18 protein-coding genes are annotated in these 20,962 nt (G+C 62.0%); 6 read left to right on the forward strand and 12 right to left on the reverse strand.

Annotated features, from left to right (window positions below):
• Positions 1 to 5: 5 nt before the first annotated feature.
• Entirely contained in the window at positions 6 to 1,391 is a 1,386-nt protein-coding gene (locus tag OF385_RS16020) for a peptide synthetase (protein ID WP_264276297.1), read from the forward strand.
• The gene (locus OF385_RS16025) at positions 1,381 to 1,773 is read left to right on the forward strand and encodes a GNAT family N-acetyltransferase (RefSeq protein ID WP_319019159.1); all 393 of its coding nucleotides are present in this window, start codon (positions 1,381 to 1,383) and stop codon (positions 1,771 to 1,773) included. The genes OF385_RS16020 and OF385_RS16025 overlap by 11 nt, the downstream gene beginning before the upstream one ends.
• Before the next feature lie 339 nt (positions 1,774 to 2,112).
• Here OF385_RS16025 and OF385_RS16030 read toward each other — a convergent pair whose 3' ends face one another.
• Positions 2,113 to 2,646, reverse strand: coding sequence for a CGNR zinc finger domain-containing protein (locus OF385_RS16030; RefSeq protein ID WP_264276298.1), 534 nt, complete (start codon positions 2,644 to 2,646; stop codon positions 2,113 to 2,115).
• Between the two features lie 422 nt (positions 2,647 to 3,068).
• Between OF385_RS16030 and OF385_RS16035 the strand changes: the two genes are divergently transcribed.
• From OF385_RS16035 to OF385_RS16045, 3 genes are all read left to right on the forward strand, one after another.
• The gene (locus tag OF385_RS16035; RefSeq protein WP_264276299.1) at positions 3,069 to 4,343 is read left to right on the forward strand and encodes a diaminobutyrate--2-oxoglutarate transaminase; all 1,275 of its coding nucleotides are present in this window, start codon (positions 3,069 to 3,071) and stop codon (positions 4,341 to 4,343) included.
• Between the two features lie 208 nt (positions 4,344 to 4,551).
• Complete coding sequence (locus tag OF385_RS16040) at positions 4,552 to 5,010, forward strand: hypothetical protein (RefSeq protein ID WP_264276300.1); 459 nt, start codon at positions 4,552 to 4,554, stop codon at positions 5,008 to 5,010.
• 63 nt (positions 5,011 to 5,073) lie between these two features.
• Complete coding sequence (locus tag OF385_RS16045) at positions 5,074 to 5,196, forward strand: hypothetical protein (protein ID WP_264276301.1); 123 nt, start codon at positions 5,074 to 5,076, stop codon at positions 5,194 to 5,196.
• A gap of 48 nt (positions 5,197 to 5,244) precedes the next feature.
• Here the strand turns inward: OF385_RS16045 and galK are convergent, their stop codons facing one another.
• The 11 genes from galK to OF385_RS16100 form a co-directional block, all read right to left on the reverse strand.
• Positions 5,245 to 6,441, reverse strand: coding sequence for a galactokinase (gene galK, locus OF385_RS16050; RefSeq protein WP_264276302.1), 1,197 nt, complete (start codon positions 6,439 to 6,441; stop codon positions 5,245 to 5,247).
• Positions 6,438 to 7,547 (reverse strand): galactose-1-phosphate uridylyltransferase, encoded by a 1,110-nt coding sequence (gene galT / locus OF385_RS16055; protein WP_264276303.1) that lies wholly within the window; start codon positions 7,545 to 7,547, stop codon positions 6,438 to 6,440. The genes galK and galT overlap by 4 nt, the downstream gene beginning before the upstream one ends.
• 54 nt (positions 7,548 to 7,601) lie before the next feature.
• Positions 7,602 to 8,525: an aldose 1-epimerase family protein gene (locus OF385_RS16060; protein ID WP_264276304.1), complete on the reverse strand. Its 924-nt coding sequence runs from the start codon at positions 8,523 to 8,525 to the stop codon at positions 7,602 to 7,604.
• A 104-nt stretch (positions 8,526 to 8,629) separates the two neighbouring features.
• Entirely contained in the window at positions 8,630 to 9,811 is a 1,182-nt protein-coding gene (gene mmsB, locus OF385_RS16065; RefSeq protein ID WP_264276305.1) for a multiple monosaccharide ABC transporter permease, read from the reverse strand.
• Positions 9,808 to 11,346: a multiple monosaccharide ABC transporter ATP-binding protein gene (mmsA, locus tag OF385_RS16070; protein WP_264276306.1), complete on the reverse strand. Its 1,539-nt coding sequence runs from the start codon at positions 11,344 to 11,346 to the stop codon at positions 9,808 to 9,810. The genes mmsB and mmsA overlap by 4 nt, the downstream gene beginning before the upstream one ends.
• 91 nt (positions 11,347 to 11,437) lie before the next feature.
• Entirely contained in the window at positions 11,438 to 12,607 is a 1,170-nt protein-coding gene (gene chvE, locus OF385_RS16075) for a multiple monosaccharide ABC transporter substrate-binding protein (RefSeq protein WP_264276307.1), read from the reverse strand.
• 184 nt (positions 12,608 to 12,791) lie between these two features.
• Positions 12,792 to 14,303 (reverse strand): L-arabinose isomerase, encoded by a 1,512-nt coding sequence (gene araA / locus OF385_RS16080; RefSeq protein ID WP_264276308.1) that lies wholly within the window; start codon positions 14,301 to 14,303, stop codon positions 12,792 to 12,794.
• A 7-nt stretch (positions 14,304 to 14,310) separates the two neighbouring features.
• Entirely contained in the window at positions 14,311 to 15,027 is a 717-nt protein-coding gene (locus tag OF385_RS16085) for an L-ribulose-5-phosphate 4-epimerase (protein ID WP_264276309.1), read from the reverse strand.
• Between the two features lie 35 nt (positions 15,028 to 15,062).
• Entirely contained in the window at positions 15,063 to 16,676 is a 1,614-nt protein-coding gene (locus OF385_RS16090) for an FGGY-family carbohydrate kinase (RefSeq protein WP_264276310.1), read from the reverse strand.
• A gap of 164 nt (positions 16,677 to 16,840) precedes the next feature.
• Positions 16,841 to 17,902 (reverse strand): LacI family DNA-binding transcriptional regulator, encoded by a 1,062-nt coding sequence (locus OF385_RS16095; RefSeq protein WP_264276311.1) that lies wholly within the window; start codon positions 17,900 to 17,902, stop codon positions 16,841 to 16,843.
• A 224-nt stretch (positions 17,903 to 18,126) separates the two neighbouring features.
• Positions 18,127 to 19,602 carry a sugar porter family MFS transporter gene (locus OF385_RS16100; protein WP_264276312.1) on the reverse strand — a complete coding sequence of 492 codons (1,476 nt, stop codon included), beginning with the start codon at positions 19,600 to 19,602 and terminating at the stop codon, positions 18,127 to 18,129.
• A gap of 456 nt (positions 19,603 to 20,058) precedes the next feature.
• Between OF385_RS16100 and OF385_RS16105 the strand changes: the two genes are divergently transcribed.
• Positions 20,059 to 20,943: a sugar phosphate isomerase/epimerase family protein gene (locus OF385_RS16105; protein WP_264276313.1), complete on the forward strand. Its 885-nt coding sequence runs from the start codon at positions 20,059 to 20,061 to the stop codon at positions 20,941 to 20,943.
• The last annotated feature ends 19 nt before the right edge of the window (positions 20,944 to 20,962 follow it).

The following is a 20,962-nucleotide window of genomic DNA, read 5'->3' on the forward strand; positions in this document are numbered from 1 at the left end:
ACGCCATGAGACTGACGAACGTTGCACAGTTACGGCTGCCCTTTGGGAAATTGCACGGATATGACGTCGCTGTTCAGCGCACCGGAGTTGAACTGCCCATTTCCTTCGACCAGCGACGCCACGTCTCACTGGGCCATCGCCCCGGGTCCTGGATGGCCATCAGTTTCAGATTGCCCGCCAAGGTTCAGCTCGATGTCCTAGCCAGCGCATGGCTGGAAGTCATCAACTGCCACGGAACCCTGTGTTCCGCCTTCAGCCAGGATGAACACGGCGAGCTGCTCCTTGAAGAGATCACCGTGGGACCTGGAGCTTGGGTCCGGCACCCGGTAGCCAGCGGACAGTCCATGAACGAGGCATTGCGCGATGTTTTTGATCAGGCCTGCTCCCCCTTCAACGCACCCTCCCACCGGTTGTGCCTGCTTGAGACCGCCTTGGAATCAACCGTGGTTATCGCTTCGGACCATTCGCACGTGGACATGTGGTCCATGCTGGTCATCGTGCGGGACCTCTTGCGATCGCTGGGACTCTCCGATGATGAAGTCGTCCCGCGGCCGCTGACCGCCGCCAGTTTCACCGAGCACACTCGGGCTTTGGCCGAGCGGGAGCGAGCCCCGCGCCAGGTGCGCCAGCGATGGGCTGAAGTGCTCGACGCCAGCGGTTCGGTGATGCCCCGCTTCCCGCTGCCGCTGGGTGAACCGGTGCCTCACGCCGAACGGGTCGAGGTGCGCGATGTCCTGGATGTTGATGACAGCGCCGCCTTCGCTGCCCAGGCCAAAGAGGATGCGGTGTCCACGCTGACGGCTGTCATCTCCGCAATGACCTCGGTGACCTTGGACCTGGCGCGGGCCCCGCTGCGGGCTGTCTTCCCGGTACACAGCCGCTACGACCACCAGTGGGATGACTCGGTCGGCTGGTTCATCACCAACTCCGTCATCGAGTCCGCGGACCCTGCTCCCGTGGCCTGCGCGGCAGCGGTCAAGGAAGCGGTGCGGCTCGGTTCGTGGCCGCTGGAAGAAATCCTCGACCCCTGGGGCGGAATGCCAGAGGCACCGGGCATGTTCGCCATCTCCTGGCTGGATTTGCGCAGGCTTCCGGTCCGCGTTGATTCCATCGGGCTGCAAGCCCAGTACATTGGCGCGACCATCCGCACCGACGGGGTCATGCTCTGGTTCATCCTCGACGATGCCGGGCTGCACCTGCGCTGCCGCTACCCCGATACCCCCCCAGGGCCGCGAACATGTGGGCGGCTGGCTGGATGCGTTGATCCTCAAGCTTCGCGCCCAGGCCCGCGCTTCGGTGGGCGGGCTGCTTCGCCTTGGCGAGCGCCGATACCGGGTGCAACGCGCCGAACGCTCCGACGTACCAGCCATTGTCGCACTATTGTCGGATGACGAGTTGGGGGCATCGCGCGAAGGCGACGAGCTGGTGGCCTACGAGCGGGCCTTCGACAAGCTCAGCCGCGACTGGTCCAACTATCTTGCGGTAGTGCGCGACGAGGAAGACGCGGTCGTCGGAACCATGCAGCTGTCGATCATTCCGGGGCTGTCCCGCAAGGGCACCACGCGCTTGCAGATCGAGGGAGTGCGGGTAGCCGCCAGCGAAAGGTCCCATGGGGTTGGCCGGGCGATGCTCGAATGGGCTCACGCGCATGGCCGGGCCCGCGGCGCACGGCTTGCACAGCTGACCACCGATTCGTCGAGGCTCAAGGCCCACGAGTTCTATGCGCGGCTGGGCTACGAGAAGAGCCATGTGGGGCTCAAGCTGCAGCTCTAGGCAACATAAAAGTCATTGCTGCTGCCTGCTTGAGCAATTCGGCATACCGCAGTGATGCCAGGCGTCATTCGCGTTCCCAACGCAAAGAAGAGTCTCGTGAACATGCTGGTGAGCTGAAAGAAAGTTGTTGCCCGTCCGTCGAACACGATCTGGACTGCTCGGAAGCAGCCCCGTGGTTGATGCCGAAGAATCAAGGCGAATTCGTTATTGGATGGAACCGCATAGGCATTCTGTCAACGGTCCACGCTTACACAGAATGTATCGTCGCCCATAGAAGTCGCGATTGAATGGATCGACAACTTCCGGTAGCTTGACGGCACCGAGATGATTTACGTGCTGTTACTGGGTCTGCCGTTTGCGAAATGCCGAAACAGCCATTCGGTTTCCGCATTGAACACTACAAAAGCGACGTGACCGATTCCGTGTCAGATCGACAACGATGTTCTCGCATTGAGTCGCCTGGCATGTGCTAATGCGCGACGTTTCATCTGCGATAACCGCGATGGACATCGCCAGCGCGATCTCAACCAGAATTCGGTCCTCGAAGGAAGCTTGCGGACCTACCGCATGAATGTGCCAATCCCGCTGGCCATGCTTGTTCAGCTGCGGTATTGCGTGGCGGCTGAGCAGGATCTCGTTGATAACTCCTGGAGCTTCGTCACGATCTGACAGCAGCATTCTCCGAATAACCGGCCTAATTTCCCTGACCGACTGCAACTCATGTTCCGTTCTTTCGAACCTCCCCGTGAAATCATACCGGTCATAGAAATCCACCAGCTGCCCAATGTCCGCTAAGCCCTCTTTTTCACCGGCGGTATTCGATAGCCATGCAGCCGCGGTGAGTGATTCCCCAGTGTCATTATCTAAAGGCATGTTGACATGTTACATGATGTATGTGTGTAATGTCTCATACAGTCTTTAGAACATTACCGAGGGGTGGCATATTTTTGAATCGAACGCATCATGGGGAGCTGAGACCAAGGGTTCAGGCAAAGTATCAACAAGGCCCACAACGGCACTTAGTGGGCTGCCCAAGTTCCCAACTTCCCACGATGCGTCCATCCGGCCCTGGACCCGGTTCGCTCAGCGGTTCAGCCAACTGGCACTCCACGTATTTTCTGCCATCGGGCAGGTAATAATATCCAAAATGAAAGGTGGTTGATTGCGAAAATAATTAGTTCGAGTTGCAGACATCACCCCCTAAACACTCCACGGATATCCACCATCTAAATTGGAGAAATCAATAAGCAAAGTCCACTGAGTTTATGGGCAGCGCGCATCTTAAGGAGCATTCCATGAACACGCAAACAACAGATACCCTCAAATCTTCCGACGTCCGGATATTCGAAAGAATTGAAACGGAATGTCGGGCATACTGCAGGGACCTTCCCGTAGTCTTCGAAAAAGGCAGTGGTTCCTACGCCATCTCCACGGATGGTACCCGTTACTTGGATTTTTTCTCCGGTGCGGGAGCGCTGAACTATGGTCACAATCATCCAAAAATGATCGAAGCTGCAATGAACTACATTGCGGAGGGGAACATCCTGCATGGACTGGATATGTTCACCACCGCTAAACGCGAGCTGCTTGAAGAAATCGAGCGTACACTGCTGACTCCCAAAAATTGGGACTACAAGATCCAATTCACCGGGCCCACCGGCACCGATGCAAATGAAGCGGCCTTGAAACTGGCCCGTCTCGTCACTTCACGACGTGAAATTGTCGCTTTTCGTGGTTCCTATCATGGAATGTCAATTGGATCGCTCTCGGTCAGTGGCAGCAGAAAACTGCGCCAAGCGGGAGAACCTCTGCTCAATGAGGTAACTTTTGTACCGTACGAATTTGGGCCGAATGGAAAATTCGATTCCATCGAGTATTTGAACCAGCACTTTGGAGACTCTAGTGGTGGGAACGAATTGCCTGCGGCAGTGATCGTTGAGGGCGTCCAAATACAAGCAGGCGTGTATGCGGCTTCTAGCGAATGGCTTCGACAGCTACAAAAGTGGACTAAGGCGAACGGCGTCCTATTGATCGTAGACGAAGTCCAAACTGGCTGTGGCAGAACAGGCGAGTTCTTCTCCTTTGAGAACTCCGGCATCGTCCCTGACATTATCACCGTGGCCAAGTCCATAGGCGGACTCGGTCTACCGATGGCAATGGTATTTCTGCGCAGAGGCATTGATGCTTGGAAGCCGGGGGAACACACCGGAACTTTTAGAGGCAATCAGCTTGCATTTGTCGCCGGCCGGGTTGCCTTGCAGTTCTGGAGGGACGAAGCGTTCCTCCAGCTGGTCAATGACAATGCTGAAACTTTCGCTTCAGCGATGGAGAGCATGTCCAGTAGCACCCAGATTCTGGAAACTCGTTACAAGGGACTGATCGGTGGCATTGATTTTGGTGTCGGCGAGACTGCGAAGGCCCAGGAGTTCCAGAGGAGAGCCCAAGAGGAACACATTATTGTCGAACGGTGCGGGCGAGAAGGTGAAGTCGTCAAGTTGATGCCACCAATCAACACTCCGAATGACGTGCTAATACAAGGGCTAGAGAAGTTGTCACGCCTCATTGGCTAACCGTCGATGCCGGTTCAGATCAGCAGGATCCCTCCTCGGCAGAGAGGAAAGCGACGGGTTCGAAATCTCGAATGTACAAGGATTTTCGAACCCGTCGCATCCAAAAGCACCCATCCAATGAGCGGCTCACATCATTGGCCTTTTCCAGATTCTATTTTCGCCGTGACCATTGGGCGTTGCATGACCCAGCCGGCAGGAAGGTCCCCTCATGCCATACACTGACCGCGCTCTGACCAACTCGGCCCAGGCAGCTGACGCACACGAACTTCCGCAGAGCATTTCGCTGGCAATCTTGTACGCCGTATTCTCCACCCACTCTTCATCTGGATTAGCGGGCAAATTCGACGTCTTGTCTCGACTTCAGGCGTTTAGGACACAGTACCCGGAAGCCGCTCGCGATCTTCGACATCTTAGCCAGATTCCGGAGTTCGAGATAAGGCGAATATTCGGATTCAGCAGAACCAACAGGACTTCAAAAGCAAGAATCGCACTGAAGATCACCGAGAACCTGCTCAACATTCCTCATCCGCAATACGAAGTTGCCGCGACGAACACCTATGACGAATCGCTCAAATACGCCTTCAAACGAGTTCATGGTGTCGGCGATGCAACCTACCTACGCTTTCTTGAATTCTCTAGTAATTCAGAACCGAGGCTAGGCTCCTGATCATCGTATAGGTTTGATCCGGCGACTTTCCATATCCAGTGAACAACGGAGGCTCTCGGGGCAATGGGACAGGCAAGTTCCCGTCATCTGGTGGTATTCAACGCGCTGTTCTTCACCGCACAACGAGTCCTTGGCGGGTTGGCAGACGAAATCGCCGCGCAACTGCACGCTCTGTCAATTAGATAGTTTCACTTGCCGGGCTTCCCTGCCTCTCACCACCAGTGGATCGACAAGCTAGGCTTTCCCTGCGCCCTCGTCGGCAACCACGGTGAAGATATTCGGCTGCACATAGCCGGCCTGCTCGAATGCCTGAAGCACCGCCTTGCTGACCTGCTCCACCTGTTCGCGATGGATCAAGGCAATGGCGCTGCCGCCAAAGCCTCCTCCGGTCATCCTCGCGCCTATCGCCCCGGCACCCAGTGCCGCTTCCACCGCGGCATCGAGTTCTTCGCTGGAGATCTCGTAGTCATCGCGCATGGAGACGTGGGACTGGCACAAAAGCTCGCCGACCGCGTCGAGGTCCCCCTCGCCCAGGACCTTCACGGTCTGCAATACGCGCTGGTTTTCGGTGACAATATGCTTCGCCCGGCGCTTGATCACCGGATCGTCGATCGCTTCAAGGGCATCAACGCTGTCCACATCGCGCAGCGCATCCACCCCCAGGATTTCGCAGGCCTGTTCGCAGCTGCGCCGGCGCGCGGCGTAGCCGCCATCCACATGCGAATGTTCCACCCGTGTGTCAATCACCAGCACGACAGCATCATTTTCGGCCAGCGGCAAGGGCACCGTCTGCGCCTCCATGGAACGGCAATCCAGGAACAGCGCATGCTGCGCGTGGGACATCAACGAGGCGCTCTGGTCCATGATTCCGGTCGGAGCGCCGACAAACTCGTTTTCCGCCCGCTGGGTCAGCTGTGCCATCCGGGTGCGCGTCAGCCCCAGGCTATTCAGGTCGTTGAGGGCAACGATGGTTCCGACTTCCAGCGCATGGGAGGAGGACAGGCCAGAGCCCACCGGAACATCCGAATCCACCAGCAGCTCGAAGCCCGAGAGCTGCACGCCGTCCAGCTCGTTCAGCGCCCACACCACCGCGGCCGGATAGGCGGCCCAGCCGGGAACGGCCTTCGGCACCAGTTCGTCGATGGCAATCGAGGTGACCGGGTTCGAGTCCGCGCCCCCATAGGTGGAAGCGAAGTCCAGGGTGGTGCTATCCGGCTCCAGCTGCGACTTGCGCCGGATGGCGACCAGCGCATTCTTGTCGATGGCAAAGGGCAGGACATAGCCCATGTTGTAGTCGGTGTGCTCGCCGATCAGGTTCACCCGCCCCGGCGCGCGCCAGATGCCTTCGGGGTGGTGCCCGTAGGTCCTGGTGAATCTTTCACGCAGCGCGCTGACGCGGGCCGCGTGGGCCTTGCTGTCGCTGATGCTCACAGGGTGACCTCACGCAATCTTGCTGCCGTGGTTTCGGCGGGAATGTCATTGATGAAAGCCCCCATGGCCGCTTCGGAGCCGGCCAGGAACTTGAGCTTGTCGGCGGCGCGGCGCGGGCTGGTCAGCTGCAGGTGCAGGCGTGAGGCCGCGCGTTCCCTGGTGGCGATCGGAGCCTGATGCCAGGCGGCGATGTACGGGGTCGGGGTCTGGTACAGCGCGTCGAAACGCCGCAGAAGGTCCCGGTACATGACCGCCAGTTCGTCTTTTTCCTCGTCCTGGAGCGCCACGAAATCCGGCACGTGGCGGTGCGGAACCAGATGAGCCTCCAGCGGCCAGCGTGCTGCATAGGGAACGAAGACGGAGAAATGCTCGCTTTGGGCCACCAGGCGCGTGCCTTCGGCCTGCTCGTCTTCGAGGATGTCGCCCATCAGGGTCCGGCCGGTGGCCTCCAGGTGCTTGACGGCTTGGTCGGCCATCTTGCGCGCGGTGGGTGTCAGGTACGGGTAGGCGTAGATCTGGCCGTGGGGGTGGTGCAAGGTGACGCCGATATCCTGCCCGCGGTTTTCGAAGGGGAAGACCTGGGCGATGCCTTCCATGGCGGAGAGCTCTTCGGTGCGCTGGGCCCAGGCCTGGACGACGGTGCGGGCGCGCTCATCATCCAGCGACGCGAAGGATCCTGCATGATCCGGGGTGAAGACCACGACTTCGCAGCGGCCGTAGGCCGGGACGGGCACCTGGCCGGTTGCGGCCGCCGGGGTGTGTCCCAGCGCCGGGCCGAGGGAGGGGAAGCGGTTTTCGAAGACCACCACGTTGAAGTCCTCGGCGGGGATTTCGCTGTGCCGCCCGCCCGTGCTGGGGCACAGCGGGCACTGGTCCTTGGGCGGGAGGTAGGTGCGCGACTGGCGGTGGGCCGCCACCGCGACCCAGTCGCCGGTCAGCCGGTCATAGCGCAGTTCCCCGGGCTCGCCGCGCGGATCCAGGGCCCGGGTGTCGTGCACTTCTTCGGGGACGCTGCCGGAGGCATCGGCGAAGAAGATCGCTTCGCGGCCATCGGCGAGGTGGTGCACCCGGTGGGTTGCTTCATGTGCTGCGTTGCCCTGCGGCATGGCAATGTCTCCAGATACGTCGTTGGTTCAGTGGGGTGGATCAGTCTCGCTGGCTCAGCTGCCCTGGACCGGGCCGATCAGCCAGCTGGCTTGGTGCGTGCCGGCTGGCTCCAGCCGGATCACGTCGTCGCCGGAGTTGAAGGCTCCCGGCGGGCAGGTCATCGGCTCGATGGCCAGGCCGGTGCGGTCCAGCGCCGGATCCTGCTGGTCCGCGGTATGCACCTGCACCCAGCCGCAGGCCTGGTCCCAGATCATCTGCGCACCAATGCCCTGCCCATCGGTGAGGATCGCCCGGGCCAGCTTCCCGCCGTCGAAGTCCAGCGCGGTGTAGGCGTGGTCGATGAAGGTGGTGCCCAGCTGCCTCGGCTCGCGGAAGTCCAGTTCGGTGCCGGCCACGGCCACCACGTCCCTGGGCAGCAGCCGCTGGCCTTCGGTGAGCTGGACCTGCGCGGCGGGCAGGCGCAGTATCCAGTGGTCCACCTTGTCGCCGGGGGCCACCAGGTAGGCGTGCGAGCCCCAGCCGAAGGGCGCCGCTTCGGTTCCGAGGTTGGTGGCGGTGGCGGTAGTGCGCAGCCCCTCGGCTTCCAGCTGGTAGCTGATCACCAGCTCCACTTCGAAGGGGTAGCCCCGGCTCGGGGTGATGGTGGTGCGCAGCTGCGCGGAGTCATCACCGTGCCCGGCGAGGTCGAAATCGGTGTCGACCACCAGCCCGTGCAGGGCGTGGCCCCGATCGGGTTCGGTGATCGGCAGCTGCTGCCGCACCGAGTCCCAGGTGTAGCTGCCGTCGGTGACCCGGTTGGGCCAGGGCGCGAGGATCGCTCCGGAGTAGACCGGGCGGGCCTTGTGCGGGTCGAAGGCCCGCACCAGCGGCCGTCCCTGGTATTCGAGGCTGACCAGGGTGGCGCCGACGGTGGCTAGTTCGGCACGGAAACCGTGGGCGGTGAGGGTGACGATCTGGCCGTTGGCGGCGCTGCGCATGGTTCCTCTTTCTGTGCTGGTGCGGTGCCGGGGATGGGGGCACAGGCTGGGCCCCTCCTCGCACCGGTGCGGAAGGGCCCAGCCAGGCATGACGCGGGTGCGGCCTAGCTGCCGGCGCCTGCGCGGCGCTTGTTGTAGATGTCGAAGGCCACGGCCAGCAGCAGCACGATGCCCTTGACGATCTGCTGGGTGGAAGCGCCCGCGCCCATCAGCTGCATGCCGTTGGAGAGCACCGCCATCACCAGGCCGCCGACGATGGCGCCGGTGACCCGGCCCACGCCGCCGGTGGTCGAGGCGCCGCCGATGAAGCAGGCGGCGATGGCATCGAGCTCGAACATGTTGCCAGCGCCCGGCTGGGCGCCATTGGAACGCGAGGAGAAGACCACGCCGGCGATGCCCGAGAGCAGGCCCATGTTGATGAAGATCCACAGGTTGATCTTCTTGACGTTCACGCCCGAGAGCTTGGCCGCCGAGAGGTTCCCGCCGATGGCATAGACGTGGCGGCCGAAGACGGTGCGGGTGGTCAGCACGTGGTAGCCCAGGATCAGCACGGCAAGGATGATCAGCACGATCGGCATGCCTCGGCTGGTGGCGATCTGCCAAAAGAACCAGAGGATGATGATGGCCGAGATGAGGTTCTTGACCAGGAACATGGCCAGGGATTCAACGCTCTGGCCGTACTTGGCACGGCCGGAACGGTTGCGCCACTGCGAGTAGACCAGGCCAGCCACCGCGATCACGCCGATCACCAGGGTGAAGGTGTCGAAACCGTAGCCGCCCAGCAGGCCGTTGAGGAAGCCGCCGGCGATCTGCCCGTATTCGCCCGGGAAGGGCGAGAGCGATACGTTGTTGAGCACTTCATAGGTCAGCCCGCGGAAGAGCAGCATGCCGGCCAGGGTCACGATGAAGGCCGGAATGCCCACGTAGGCCACCCAGAAGCCCTGCCACAATCCGCAGATCGCGCCCACCGCAATGCCGGCCAGCATGCCAGCCCACCACGGCATGTCGTGTTTGATCACCAGCACCGCGGAGACCGCGCCGGTCAGTGCCACCAGCGAGCCGACCGAGAGGTCGATGTGCCCGGCGACAATCACGATGATCATGCCCAGGGCCAGGATCAGCACGTAGGAGTACTGCAGGACGATGTTGGTGATGTTCGTGGGGCTCAGCAGCAGCCCGTTGGTCAGGATGCTGAAGAGCACCACGATGAGCACGAAGGCAATGTAGATGCCCGAGGTGCGCAAGTTCTTGGTGAAGATATCCTTCAACTCTGTGGTGATGGTCATCGGGTGCTTTCCTTCTCGATGGTCATGAGTTCCATGAGGCGTTCCTGGTTGGCTTCGGCCACCGGCAGTTCGCCGGTCATCCGGCCATAGGCCAGGGTGTAGATGCGGTCGCAGATGCCCAGCAGCTCGGGCAGTTCGGAGGAGATCACCAGGACCGCCTTGCCGGCCGCGGCCAGCTCGTTGATGATCGTGTAGATCTCGTATTTGGCGCCCACGTCGATGCCGCGGGTCGGTTCGTCGAGGATCAGCAGCTCGGGGGCCGTGTGCAGCCACTTGCCCAGCACGACTTTCTGCTGATTGCCGCCGGAGAGGTTGCCGACCTTCGCCATCACGTTGGGGGTCTTGATGCGCATGGACTTGCGGTAGTGCTCGGCGATCTGGATTTCGCGGTGCGAGTTCACGAAGCCGTTGGAGGAGATCTTCCCCAGCCCGGCCGCGGTGGTGTTCACCCGGATATCCTCGATCAAATTCAGCCCGAACTTCTTGCGGTCCTCGGAGACGTAGGCGATCCCGGCCTTGATGGCCTTGCCCACGGTGGAGGTATCGACCTCCTTGCCGTCCATCAGCACGCTGCCGGTGATGTTCCGGCCGTAGCTGTGCCCGAACACGCTCATGGCCAGCTCGGTGCGGCCGGCACCCATCAGCCCTGCGATGCCGACGATTTCGCCGGCGCGCACGGTCAAGGATGCCTTGTCCACCACGGTGCGCTCCTGCTGGATGGGGTGCTGCACGGACCAGTCGCGGATCTCGAAGACCACGTCGCCGATCTCCGGTTCGCGCTGCGGGTAGCGGGAGGAGAGTTCGCGGCCGACCATGCCGCGGATGATGCGGTTCTGGTTGGAGGCCGGATCGGCCATATCCAGGGCTTCAATGGACTGGCCATCGCGGATGATGGTGGTGGTGTTGGCGATATCCTCGATCTCGCCGAGCTTGTGCGAGATGATGATCGAGGTGATGCCCTGATCGCGCAGTTCGCGCAGCAGGTTCAGCAGGTGCTCGGAGTCATCGTCGTTCAGCGCCGCGGTGGGTTCGTCCAGGATCAGCAGCTTCACGTTCTTGCTCAGCGCCTTGGCGATCTCGACCAGCTGCTGCTTGCCGACGCCCAACTGGCCCACCGGGGTGACCGGCAGTTCGCTCAAGCCGACACGGGCCAGCAGCTGCGCGGCGCGGTGGTTGGTTTCGTTCCAGTCGATGAAGCCGCTGCGCGCGGTTTCGTTGCCGAGGAAGATGTTCTCGGCCACCGACAGATAGGGCACCAAGGCGAGCTCCTGGTGGATGATCACGATGCCCTGGGCCTCGGAATCCTTGATGTTCGAGGCCTTGAGTTCTTCGCCCTCGAAGATGATCTTGCCTTCGTAGCTGCCGTGCGGGTAGACCCCGGACAGCACCTTCATGAGGGTGGATTTGCCGGCGCCGTTTTCGCCGCAGATGGCGTGGATTTCGCCCTTGCGGACCGAAAGGTTGACGCCGTCCAGCGCCTTGACCCCGGGGAAAGTCTTGGTGATCTCCTGCATTTGCAGGATGGTGGTGTCCATAGTGCAGACGTCCTTGGTGTGTGCGGTGAGCACCCCTGCCCGCCGCTGGCCGCACCATCGTGATGCTGCGGCCAGCGTGGGGCACAAGAGGCTACTTGCTCTGGCCGGCCTTTACTTCTTCTGCCGTGTAGTACTCGGAGTCAACGAGCAGGGACTGGATGTTGTCCTTGATGACGATGTCCGAATCCAGCAGGAAGGATGGGACGACCTTCTTGCCGTTGTCGTAGGTCTCGGTGTCGTTGGCTTCTGGTTCGCCGCCGCCGGCGTAGGCCTTGACCGCTTCCACGGCCTGGGTTGCCAGCTTGCGGGTGTCCTTGAAGATGGTGGAGTACTGGACTCCGTCATCGATCAGCTTGACCGAGGCGATTTCGGCGTCCTGGCCGGTGACTACCGGCAGGCCGGCCTTCATCGACTTGCCGTAGCCGGCGTTGGACAGCGCGGTGATCACGCCGCGGGAGATGCCGTCAAACGGCGAGAGGATGCCATCGATCTTGGTCTTGCCGCCGGCGTAGTTGGCGGTGATCAGGTCCTCCATGCGCGACTGGGCTTCTTCCTGGCTCCAGCGCAGGGTTGCCGCCTGCTCGATGTCGGTCTGCCCGGACTTGACCACGAGGGTCTTGTCATCGAGGAATGGCTTGAGCGTGTCCATGGCGCCCTTCCAGAAGAAGTGCGCGTTGTTGTCATCGATGGATCCGGCGAAGAGCTCGATATTCAGCGGGCCCTTCTTGTCGGTCTTGTTGCCCTGGGCATCCAGCAGGCCCAGGCCGGTCAGCAGCGAGGTGGCCTGCTGCACGCCGACGTTGTAGTTGTCGAAGGTGACGTAGAAGTCGACGTTCTCGGTGCCGTTGATCAGGCGGTCGTAGGAGATGATCGGGATGCCGGCATCCGCAGCGGCCTGCAGCTGGGTGGACAGCGCGGTGCCGTCGATGGATGCCACCACCAGGATGTCGTCGCCCTTGGTAATCATCTGGTCGATCTGCTGCTGCTGGGTGGGGATGTCGTCGTTGGCGAACTGCAGGTCGACGCTGTAGCCGGCCTCTTCCAGCTGGGACTTGACGGCATCGCCGTCGGCGATCCAGCGTTCCGAGGTTTCGGTCGGCATTGCCACGCCGACCTGGATGTCTTCCGGCGCCTTTGATTCGCCGTCGCCAGCGCCTGCGCCGCCACCTGCGCCGCTGCCACCGCAGGCTGCCAGCGCGGTAACCAATGCGAGGGAACCTACAGTTGCCGCGGCCTTGCGGGTCCAGTTATTCCATGCCATCTTTTCCTCCTTGAAAATGTGCCACACTCTGCGAGTGAGACTGGGCTCACACCATGTTAGCGCTAACATACCGGTTGCGCTACCCCTGGGCAGTCAATAAATTAAGATTCCTTACTCGTCACGCCGGCGAAGGGCCGGGATTGGCCTGCGCCAGCGCGAAAAACCGCGGGACAACGGCTAGGAACTAGAAACCCTGAGCCAGCCGGTAGTAGCTCTGGTTCACGCGGATCTGCTGGGCGAAGTTCCGGCGCGTGGTTTCCTCATCAATCACCAGCAATTCGGTCCCGGCGATCTCGGCGAAGATTTCAAAAGCCTCGATGCCTGCCGCGGTGGACATCACCGTATGGTGCGCGCCGCCTGCGGCCAGCCAGGATTCGGCCGACACGTTGAAGTTCGGCCGGGGGCTCCACACCGCGCGGGCTACCGGCAGGTGCGGCAGATCAGCAGGCGGGGTGACGACGTCGACCACGTTGGCGGTCAGGCGGAAACGCTCGCGCATATCGGCCATGGAGACCACGACGGCGCCTTCGGTGGCATCGGCGTTGAAGACCATGCGCACCGGATCCTCGCGGCCGCCGATGCCCAGCGGGTGGATCTCCACCCGTGGCTTGGTGGTGGTCAGCGACGGGCAGACCTCCAGCATGTGGGCGCCGAGGATCAGCTCCTGGCCCTCGGTCAGATCGTAGGTATAGTCCTCCATCAGCGAGGCGCCGCCCGGCAGCCCCTCGCCCATGACCTTGGCCGCGCGCACCAGCACCGCGGTCTTCCAGTCGCCTTCGGCGCCAAAGCCGTACCCCTTGCCCATCAGCCGCTGCACGGCCAGGCCCGGAAGCTGCCTGAGTCCGCCGAGATCCTCGAAGTTGGTGGTGAAGGCCATGGCGTTCGCCTGGCCCAGGAAAGCTTCCAAGGCGATTTCCTGGCGGGCCGCATAGCGCAGCGACTCATGGCGAGCACCGCCGGCGCGCAATTCATCCACCACATCGTAGTCGCGCTCGTACTCGGCAACGAGGGCGTCGATGTCGGCCTCCGCGACCGCTTCCACGGCCTCGACCAGGTCATTGACGGCCCAGGTGTTCACCGAAACGCCAAAGCGGATCTCCGCCTCGGTCTTGTCTCCCTCGGTGACTGCGACGTTGCGCATGTTGTCCCCGAAGCGGACCAGGTTCAGGTCCTGCACGGCGTTGAAGCCGGCGGCGCCACGGATCCAGGTGCCCACGCGGCGGGCCACCGCAGGGTTGGAGACGTGGCCCACCACGGTGGTGCGGGCCGCGCCGAGCCGGGTGGCCAGGTAGGCGTATTCGCGGTCGCCATGGGCGGCCTGGTTCAGGTTCATGAAGTCGAAGTCGATGGAATCCCAGGGCAGTTCGACGTTGGCCTGGGTGTGCAGGTGCAGCAGCGGCTTCCGCAGGGCCTTGAGGCCGTTGATCCACATCTTGGCCGGGCTGAAGGTGTGCATCCAGGTGATGACACCGAGCACCTTGTCATCCGAATTCGCTTCCAGCATGGCGCGGCGGATGGAGTCCGAATCCTTGAGCACCGGCTTCCAGACGATCTTGGCTGGGACGTCGGCGGAGGCGTCCAGGGTCTGGGCTACCTCGGTGGACTGCTCGGCCACCTGGCGCAGGGTCTGGTCGCCGTAGAGGTCCTGGCTTCCGGTGAAGAACCAGATTTCTTTGTCGTGATATGCCTTGGCCATGATGTCCTTACTGTCCGTAAACGTTCTGGTAGCGCTCGTAGAGCGAGTCGATCTTCGCGGGGTCGATGGGCTGCGGATCCCCGAGCTGCTGCGCGATATGCACCGTGCGGGCCACTTCCTCGCACATCACCGCGGCCTTGACGGCGGCGCGGGCATCCTTGCCGATGGTGAAGGGGCCATGGTTGGCCATGAGCACCGCCGGGCTGCGGGATTCGCGCAGCGTGGCGACGATGCCGCGGCCGATGGAGTCATCGCCGATGATTGCAAAAGGGCCGATGGGGATCGGTCCGCCGAACTCATCGGCCATCATGGTCAGCACGCAGGGGATGTCCTCGCCACGGGCCGCCCACGCGGTGGCATAGGTGGAGTGGGTATGCACCACGCCGCCGACGTCCGGCATGTGCTCGTAGGTGTACGCATGCGCCGCGGTATCCGAGGAGGGCGCATGGTCGCCGTCCAGCAGCTGGCCATCAAGGGTGCACACCACCATGGATTCCGGGGTCAAGTCATCATAGGAGACCCCCGATGGCTTGATCACGAAGAGGTCCTGGCTGCCATCGGCCACCTCGGGGTGGCGCACCCGCTGGGAGACGTTGCCTGCGGTCCAGACCACCAGTTCGTAGCGCGGAAGCTCGGCGTGCAGGTCGGCAACTGCTTGGCGGGCCCGTTGGACTTCATCGCGCATGGATTGCGGATAGCTCTCCAAGGCTCGTTGTTGATTCATCGGTTTCTCTTTTCGTCCAGAACTGTGTGCAATGCCTAGATGGCGGTGATGGCCGTGCGCTGGATGGCCAGGCCGGCCTCGTAGGTTTCCAGGTAGGCTTCGAAGCCGGCGCGATCATCGTCCAGCGGCTCGGCGAGATTCAACGCGGCGCCAGCGAACACCTCGGAGTCAAGGAATTCGGGCAGGGACTGCGCCAGCCCGTCGAGGACCCGGCGGCGGTAGGCCGCGAGGACTGCAATGCCCCAGGCTCCCCCGTGCCCGGCGCTGTCGCCGACCAGGACCGGGGTGTTGATCGCGGCTGCCAGCAAGCGCTGGGCCACCCCGGCGGTGCGGAAGATGCCGCCATGGGCAAACATCTGCTTGACCTCGACACCTTCAGCAGCCAATACCCGCAGCCCGAGGCTCAGGGTGGCGAACATTGCGTATACCTGGACGCGCATGAGGTTGGCCAGGTTCAGCGTGGAGTCCGGGGTGCGCAGGATCGCGGGGCGGCCTTCGGCCAGATCCGCGACTGGCTCGCCTGAGAGGTTGTTGTAGGCCAGAAGCCCGGCGCCGTCGGCGGCACCGTCCAGCGCCGCTCGCAGCAGGGTTTCGAAGACCGCATTGCCATCGGCCTCGCTGCCCAGCGCTTGGGCGAACTGCCCGAAAACCTGGGCCCAGGCGGCGAATTCGCTGGCCCCGTTATTGCAGTGGACCATGGCTACCGGGTGGCCATCGGGCGTGGTGACCACATCGATTTCGTGGTGCACTTCCCTCAGCGGGGCATCGAGGACCACCATGGCGAAAATGGAGGTGCCGGCGGAGATGTTGCCGGTGCGCTGGGCTACCGAATTGGTGGCTACCATGCCGGTTCCGGCGTCGCCTTCAGGCGGGCACATCGGGCTGCCGTGCTGAAGCTGGCCGGTGGGATCCAGCAGCAAGGATCCGGCTTCGCTCAGCGTTCCGGCATCGGCGCCGGCAGGCAGTGCCGCTGGCAGCAACGCGGAAAGTCCGGTGGTGGCTCCATGCTTGGCAGCCACTGCGTCGAAAGCCGAGAGCATCCGGGCATCGTAGCTGCCGGTGGCCGAATCGATGGGGAACATACCGGCGGCATCGCCGACACCGAGCACGAAATTGCCGGTGAGAAGTTCATGGACAAAGCCGGCCAGGGTGTTCAGCTTAGACACTTGCGAGACGTGCTCTTCGCCATTGAGCAGAGCTTGGAAGTAGTGCGCTACGGACCAGCGCTGGGGGATGTTGAAGTCCAATGCTTCGCTGAGCTCGGCGGCAGCCTGCGCGGTGGAGGTGTTGCGCCAGGTGCGGAAGGGCACCAGCAGCTCGCCGGCGGCATCGAAGGCCAGATAGCCGTGCATCATTGCGGAGATGCCGATGGAGCCTAGCCGTGTTGGGCGGGCACCGTGGCGTTCTTGGGCATCGGCAAGCACCTGGGCCATGCAGTCCTGCAGGCCGGCGATGATCGCTTCACGGGAGTAGGTCCAGTTCTTGTCCTCGTACTGGTTTTCCCAGGCATGGCTGCCGCTGGCCAGCTGTTGATGGTCCGGGCCAATCAGGCTGGCTTTGATATTCGTTGAACCGAATTCGATGCCCAGCACGGCATGACCGCTGGTGATGATCTCGCGGGCTGTTGGCCCGTTGAGCTGTGTTGCCATGAATTCTCCGTTCGCACAGCTCGGTGAGCAGCGCCATTGCCATCGTTATCCACCAAGCGTCTGGGAAAAATACGCTGAGCGGAACAAAACCTCGATGCAATGTTAGCGCTAACATTTTGTGATTGGCAACACCGCATTTCACTGAGCTGGCTTCGAGGCGGTCTTTAGCGGGACTTTGGCGGCGCGGTGCTTGCCCGGATGACCAGCGTTGGAGCAATCACCTTCGGCGCCTTGTCCGTCGCTGCCCCATCCAGCAATTCGGTGAGCGCCGCATGGCCAACATCGCGGAACGGTTGGCGCACTGTGGTCAGCGAAGGGATCAGGAAATTCGAGATCTGCAGGTCATCAAAGCCAATGACCGAAACGTCGTTGGGCACGTTCAATCCGGCTTCCCAGAAGGCGCGCAAGACGCCGGTGGCCAGGTAGTCATTCGCCGCGAATACCGCCGTGACCTCGCCCGCACGCACCGAGGCCACCAAGCGCTGGCCCGCCTCGTAGCCGCTCTGGGCTTGCCAGGATTCAGCCGGCACCTCAATGATCGGGGCGTTCGCCTCGGACATTCTTTCCTGCCAGCCGATTTGGCGCTCGGTGGCATCGAACCAACCGGTCGGCCCGGAAACATGCGCGATGGCGCGATGCCCCAGGGCTAGAAGATGACCGGTAGCCAAGCGTGCACCTTCGCGCTGATCGACATAGACGTAGTGAGCCGGATCCGCGGATGGAACCTCGGTGCGCGCGGCCACCACGACCACCGGAATCGCGAGCGCCGCGTCATCCAGGGCATCGATGACCTTCTCGAAAGGGGCCACCATCACCAATCCGTCGACCCCCTGATCCACGAGGTGGCTCAGCGCCTCGCTCGCGCTGTGCGCGTCGTAGCGATCCAGGGCGGTGACAGTCACGAAATATCCTTGAGCGCGGGCCGCAGCCTCGATGGCGAGCACGGTGGATTGCGGTCCGAAGAATTCGCTGCCGACGGTCAAGATGCCGATGGTGCTGGAGTGCGAGGTGGCCAGCGTACGGGCTGCTCGATTGCGGCGGTAGCCAAGCTGACGGATCGCTTCCATCACCTGGTCGCGGGTTCCGGCCCGGACATTCGGATGATCATTCAGCACACGGGAGACCGTCTGATGAGACACCCCTGCCATGGCCGCCACATCCGCCATCGACGGGGGTCGGTTTCCTGGGCGCCCTTCTCCGGGCTGAGCAATGTTCACAACGGTCATTATTGCAAAGACCCGCGTTTTGACTACTGTCAGGTAGGATGCAGCGGCGTCCAAACGCCCGCAGTGATCGCATATGCAATTTAATGCATATGTTTATTTAGGCGAGATTCCCCGCCAGATGGCGGGGTTTCCCCCGAGCTTGCCGAACGCCAGGGCTTCAGAAAATCTTGGCTCTCAAATCGTGGCCAAAAGACGATATTGGCAGGCTCGGACACGCCCACTGCTCATCGCGCACGGTAAATCGATCCGCTCGTGACATCCTCTTCCAATGCCTCAAGGGTCCGCCCGCTGGTTTCTGGAACCTGGGTAGCGACGAAATACAGCGCCACCGCGCCAACGCCGGCAAAGATGAAGAAGGAACCGGTGATTCCCACGCCTGTGACCAACGTCGGGAAGATGAGCGTCAGCACGCCATTGGTCCCCCAGCCGAAGAAGACCGAGATGCCGATGCACAGGCCACGCATATGCAGAGGGAAGATCTCAGCAAGCCAAACCCAGACCGCCACGCTCAGGAAAGTCTGCATCGAGGCAACGAAGGCCACCACGAGGATCAGGATGATGACCGGGCGCAGCGCACTTCCTGCCGGCACCAGCATGCTGGCAAAAGCCACCAGCAAATGGCAAATAGTGGTCAGCGACAGCCCGATCATGAAGGTCGTCCGGCGATCAAGGCGGGCCATATTGCGCAGGCCGATGATGCCGCCAATGACGGCAACAACGCCGAAAGCGATATTGGCCAGGACCGCCTGCTGCGCGGTCATGCCTGCCTCTTCCAGCACCCGCGTTCCGTAGTACATGATCGAGTTGATCCCGGTCAGCTGCTGCATGGTCGCCACACCGATGCCCACGAAAACAATGCGCAAGAGCCATTTGTTCTTCAGTACCGCCTTGACGCCGACGGGCTTGTTCTTCAGCTGTTCTTTTTCGGCCATGGCTTGGATTTCGCGCACTTCGGCGAGCGCACGATCAGCAGAACGAACGGTTTCGAGAACTCCAAGCGCCTTCTGGTAATGCCCCTTCTCCACCAGCCAACGCGGAGATTCGGGCATGCGAAGCATCCCGAAGAACAGAACCAGGGCTGGCAAGGCGCAGATGGAGAACATGATGCGCCAGACGCCGTCCATGCTTCCGCCAAGCCAGGCGCCCAGGATCGCGTTCAGGACGAAGGCCGCCAACTGGCCGGCCACGATGGCCATTTCGTTGCGGCCGGTAATGGAACCGCGAATCTCATGGGGAGCCAGTTCGGCGAGGTACACCGGCACGACGGTGGAGGCCCCTCCCACCGCCACACCAAGCATGATGCGGCCGGCAACCAGTACGCCGAACCCCATCGGGGAGAAGGTTCCCGGCTCTGGACCATCGGGCGAGAAAACCACGAATAGCGTTCCCCCGAAGAACAGGACCGCCAGGGCGACGATGGTTTTGCGCCGGCCCCATGAATCGGCGATCTTCCCGGACACGAGCGCCCCGACCGCGGCGGCGAAGACCAGCGAGCTGATCACCACGCCCACCTGCAGGAGGTCCAGGCCAAGCTCCGCGGCCATCGGTCCTTCGGCGCCATTGGCAACCCCGGTGTCATATCCAAAGAGCAGTCCGCCGAAGCAGGCGACAATCGAGATCAAACCCAGGCGTTTGGAATGCGGACCTGAAGTCAGTGAGGGCAAACTCGATGCGGACGCAAGATTTTGCGCGCTGGACATACAACTCCTTCGGATGGCCCGGGCGAAGGTGTTGGCCGGATCCTCAGCGGTCCAGTCATTTTCACTCGGTGCAACAAGGGCGAGAAGGATTGGCCTTGACCTTGATCGACGGCCGGCTTTCCCGGCCTCGCCCAACCCTAATAGTTTCATCGAACGCAGGCCCGTCCAAACCCAGCGCTCTGTCGATGATTGCTGGAGGGTGCTGTTATGCGGTTTGCGCTTCAGGGGCACCGGAGTGGGGATCTAGCCGTGCTGGGCACCGGGCACACCCCGGCCCAGCAGATCCTCATTCGAGGGATCCATCTGGCATTCCATGCATCAACTCAATTTGCGCAAAAGATTGGCCGTCGGAGTCTTTCCTTCTATTGGGATCCTGCTCTAGAATCTAATAAGCATTTGTACTGACAACTGTACATATGAAACTTACATATCCACCGCCGTAGTCAAGGAGGACCCATGGCAAAACTCTCCATGAATGTCACGACCAGTTTTTATGGAAACGTCGCCACCGATATCGCCACCGCCAAGTCGGCCGGATTCGGCGGCATCGAATTGCAGAGCCCAAAGCTGTATCGGTACCTCGATGCCGGGTACTCGGTCAACACGCTTCCTGACATGCTCGCAGGCCTGGAAGTAACGGGCATCGGCGCGGTCCTTGATCTTGAACGCCAGGGCGCCGCGCGCGATGACATGCTCCAAGAAGTCAGGCGCATGGCCGAAATCGCTACCGTGGTCGGGGCTCCGATTCTGCAAATGTGCACCGGTCCGGTGGACTGGAATGTCGTCAAGGATTTCAAGAGCGGCCAGCTGCCCGATTCCGACCCCCGCTATCGCGGCACGCTCGGCCTGCCTGAGCCGGAGGCATTGGCGATTGCGGCCAGCAATGTCGCGGCCGCGGCCGACATCGCCGCGGACCACGGCCTGGAAATCTATCTGGAGCCACTGGCCTGGTCCAACATCAATCGCTGCCGCCACGCGTTGGAAATCATCGAGCGCAGCGGGCGGGAGAATGTCGGCATCGCGCTGGACACCTGGCATTTCTGGACGGTGGGCGACACGCTGGAAGAAGTTGCCGCCTTGCCCAAGGAGCTCATCAAGGCCGCGCACATCTCGGACGGCCTCGACCTGGACCGCGACCGGGATGTTCCGGCCCAGGACGAGCATCGCAATGTCGTGATTGGGGGTGGCGCCATTCCATTGCAGCAGTGGGTGGATGCCATCAAGTCCACCGGCTACGACGGCTGGTGGGTTTCCGAGATGTTCTCCGACCGGGCCAATGAACACGACTTCCACAAGGTCGCGAGCACCATGCGCAACCTGCTCGACATCATGATCTCCTAATCGGCACCTACTTCTCATA

The organism is Glutamicibacter sp. JL.03c (assembly GCF_025854375.1).
Lineage (GTDB): Bacteria > Actinomycetota > Actinomycetes > Actinomycetales > Micrococcaceae > Glutamicibacter.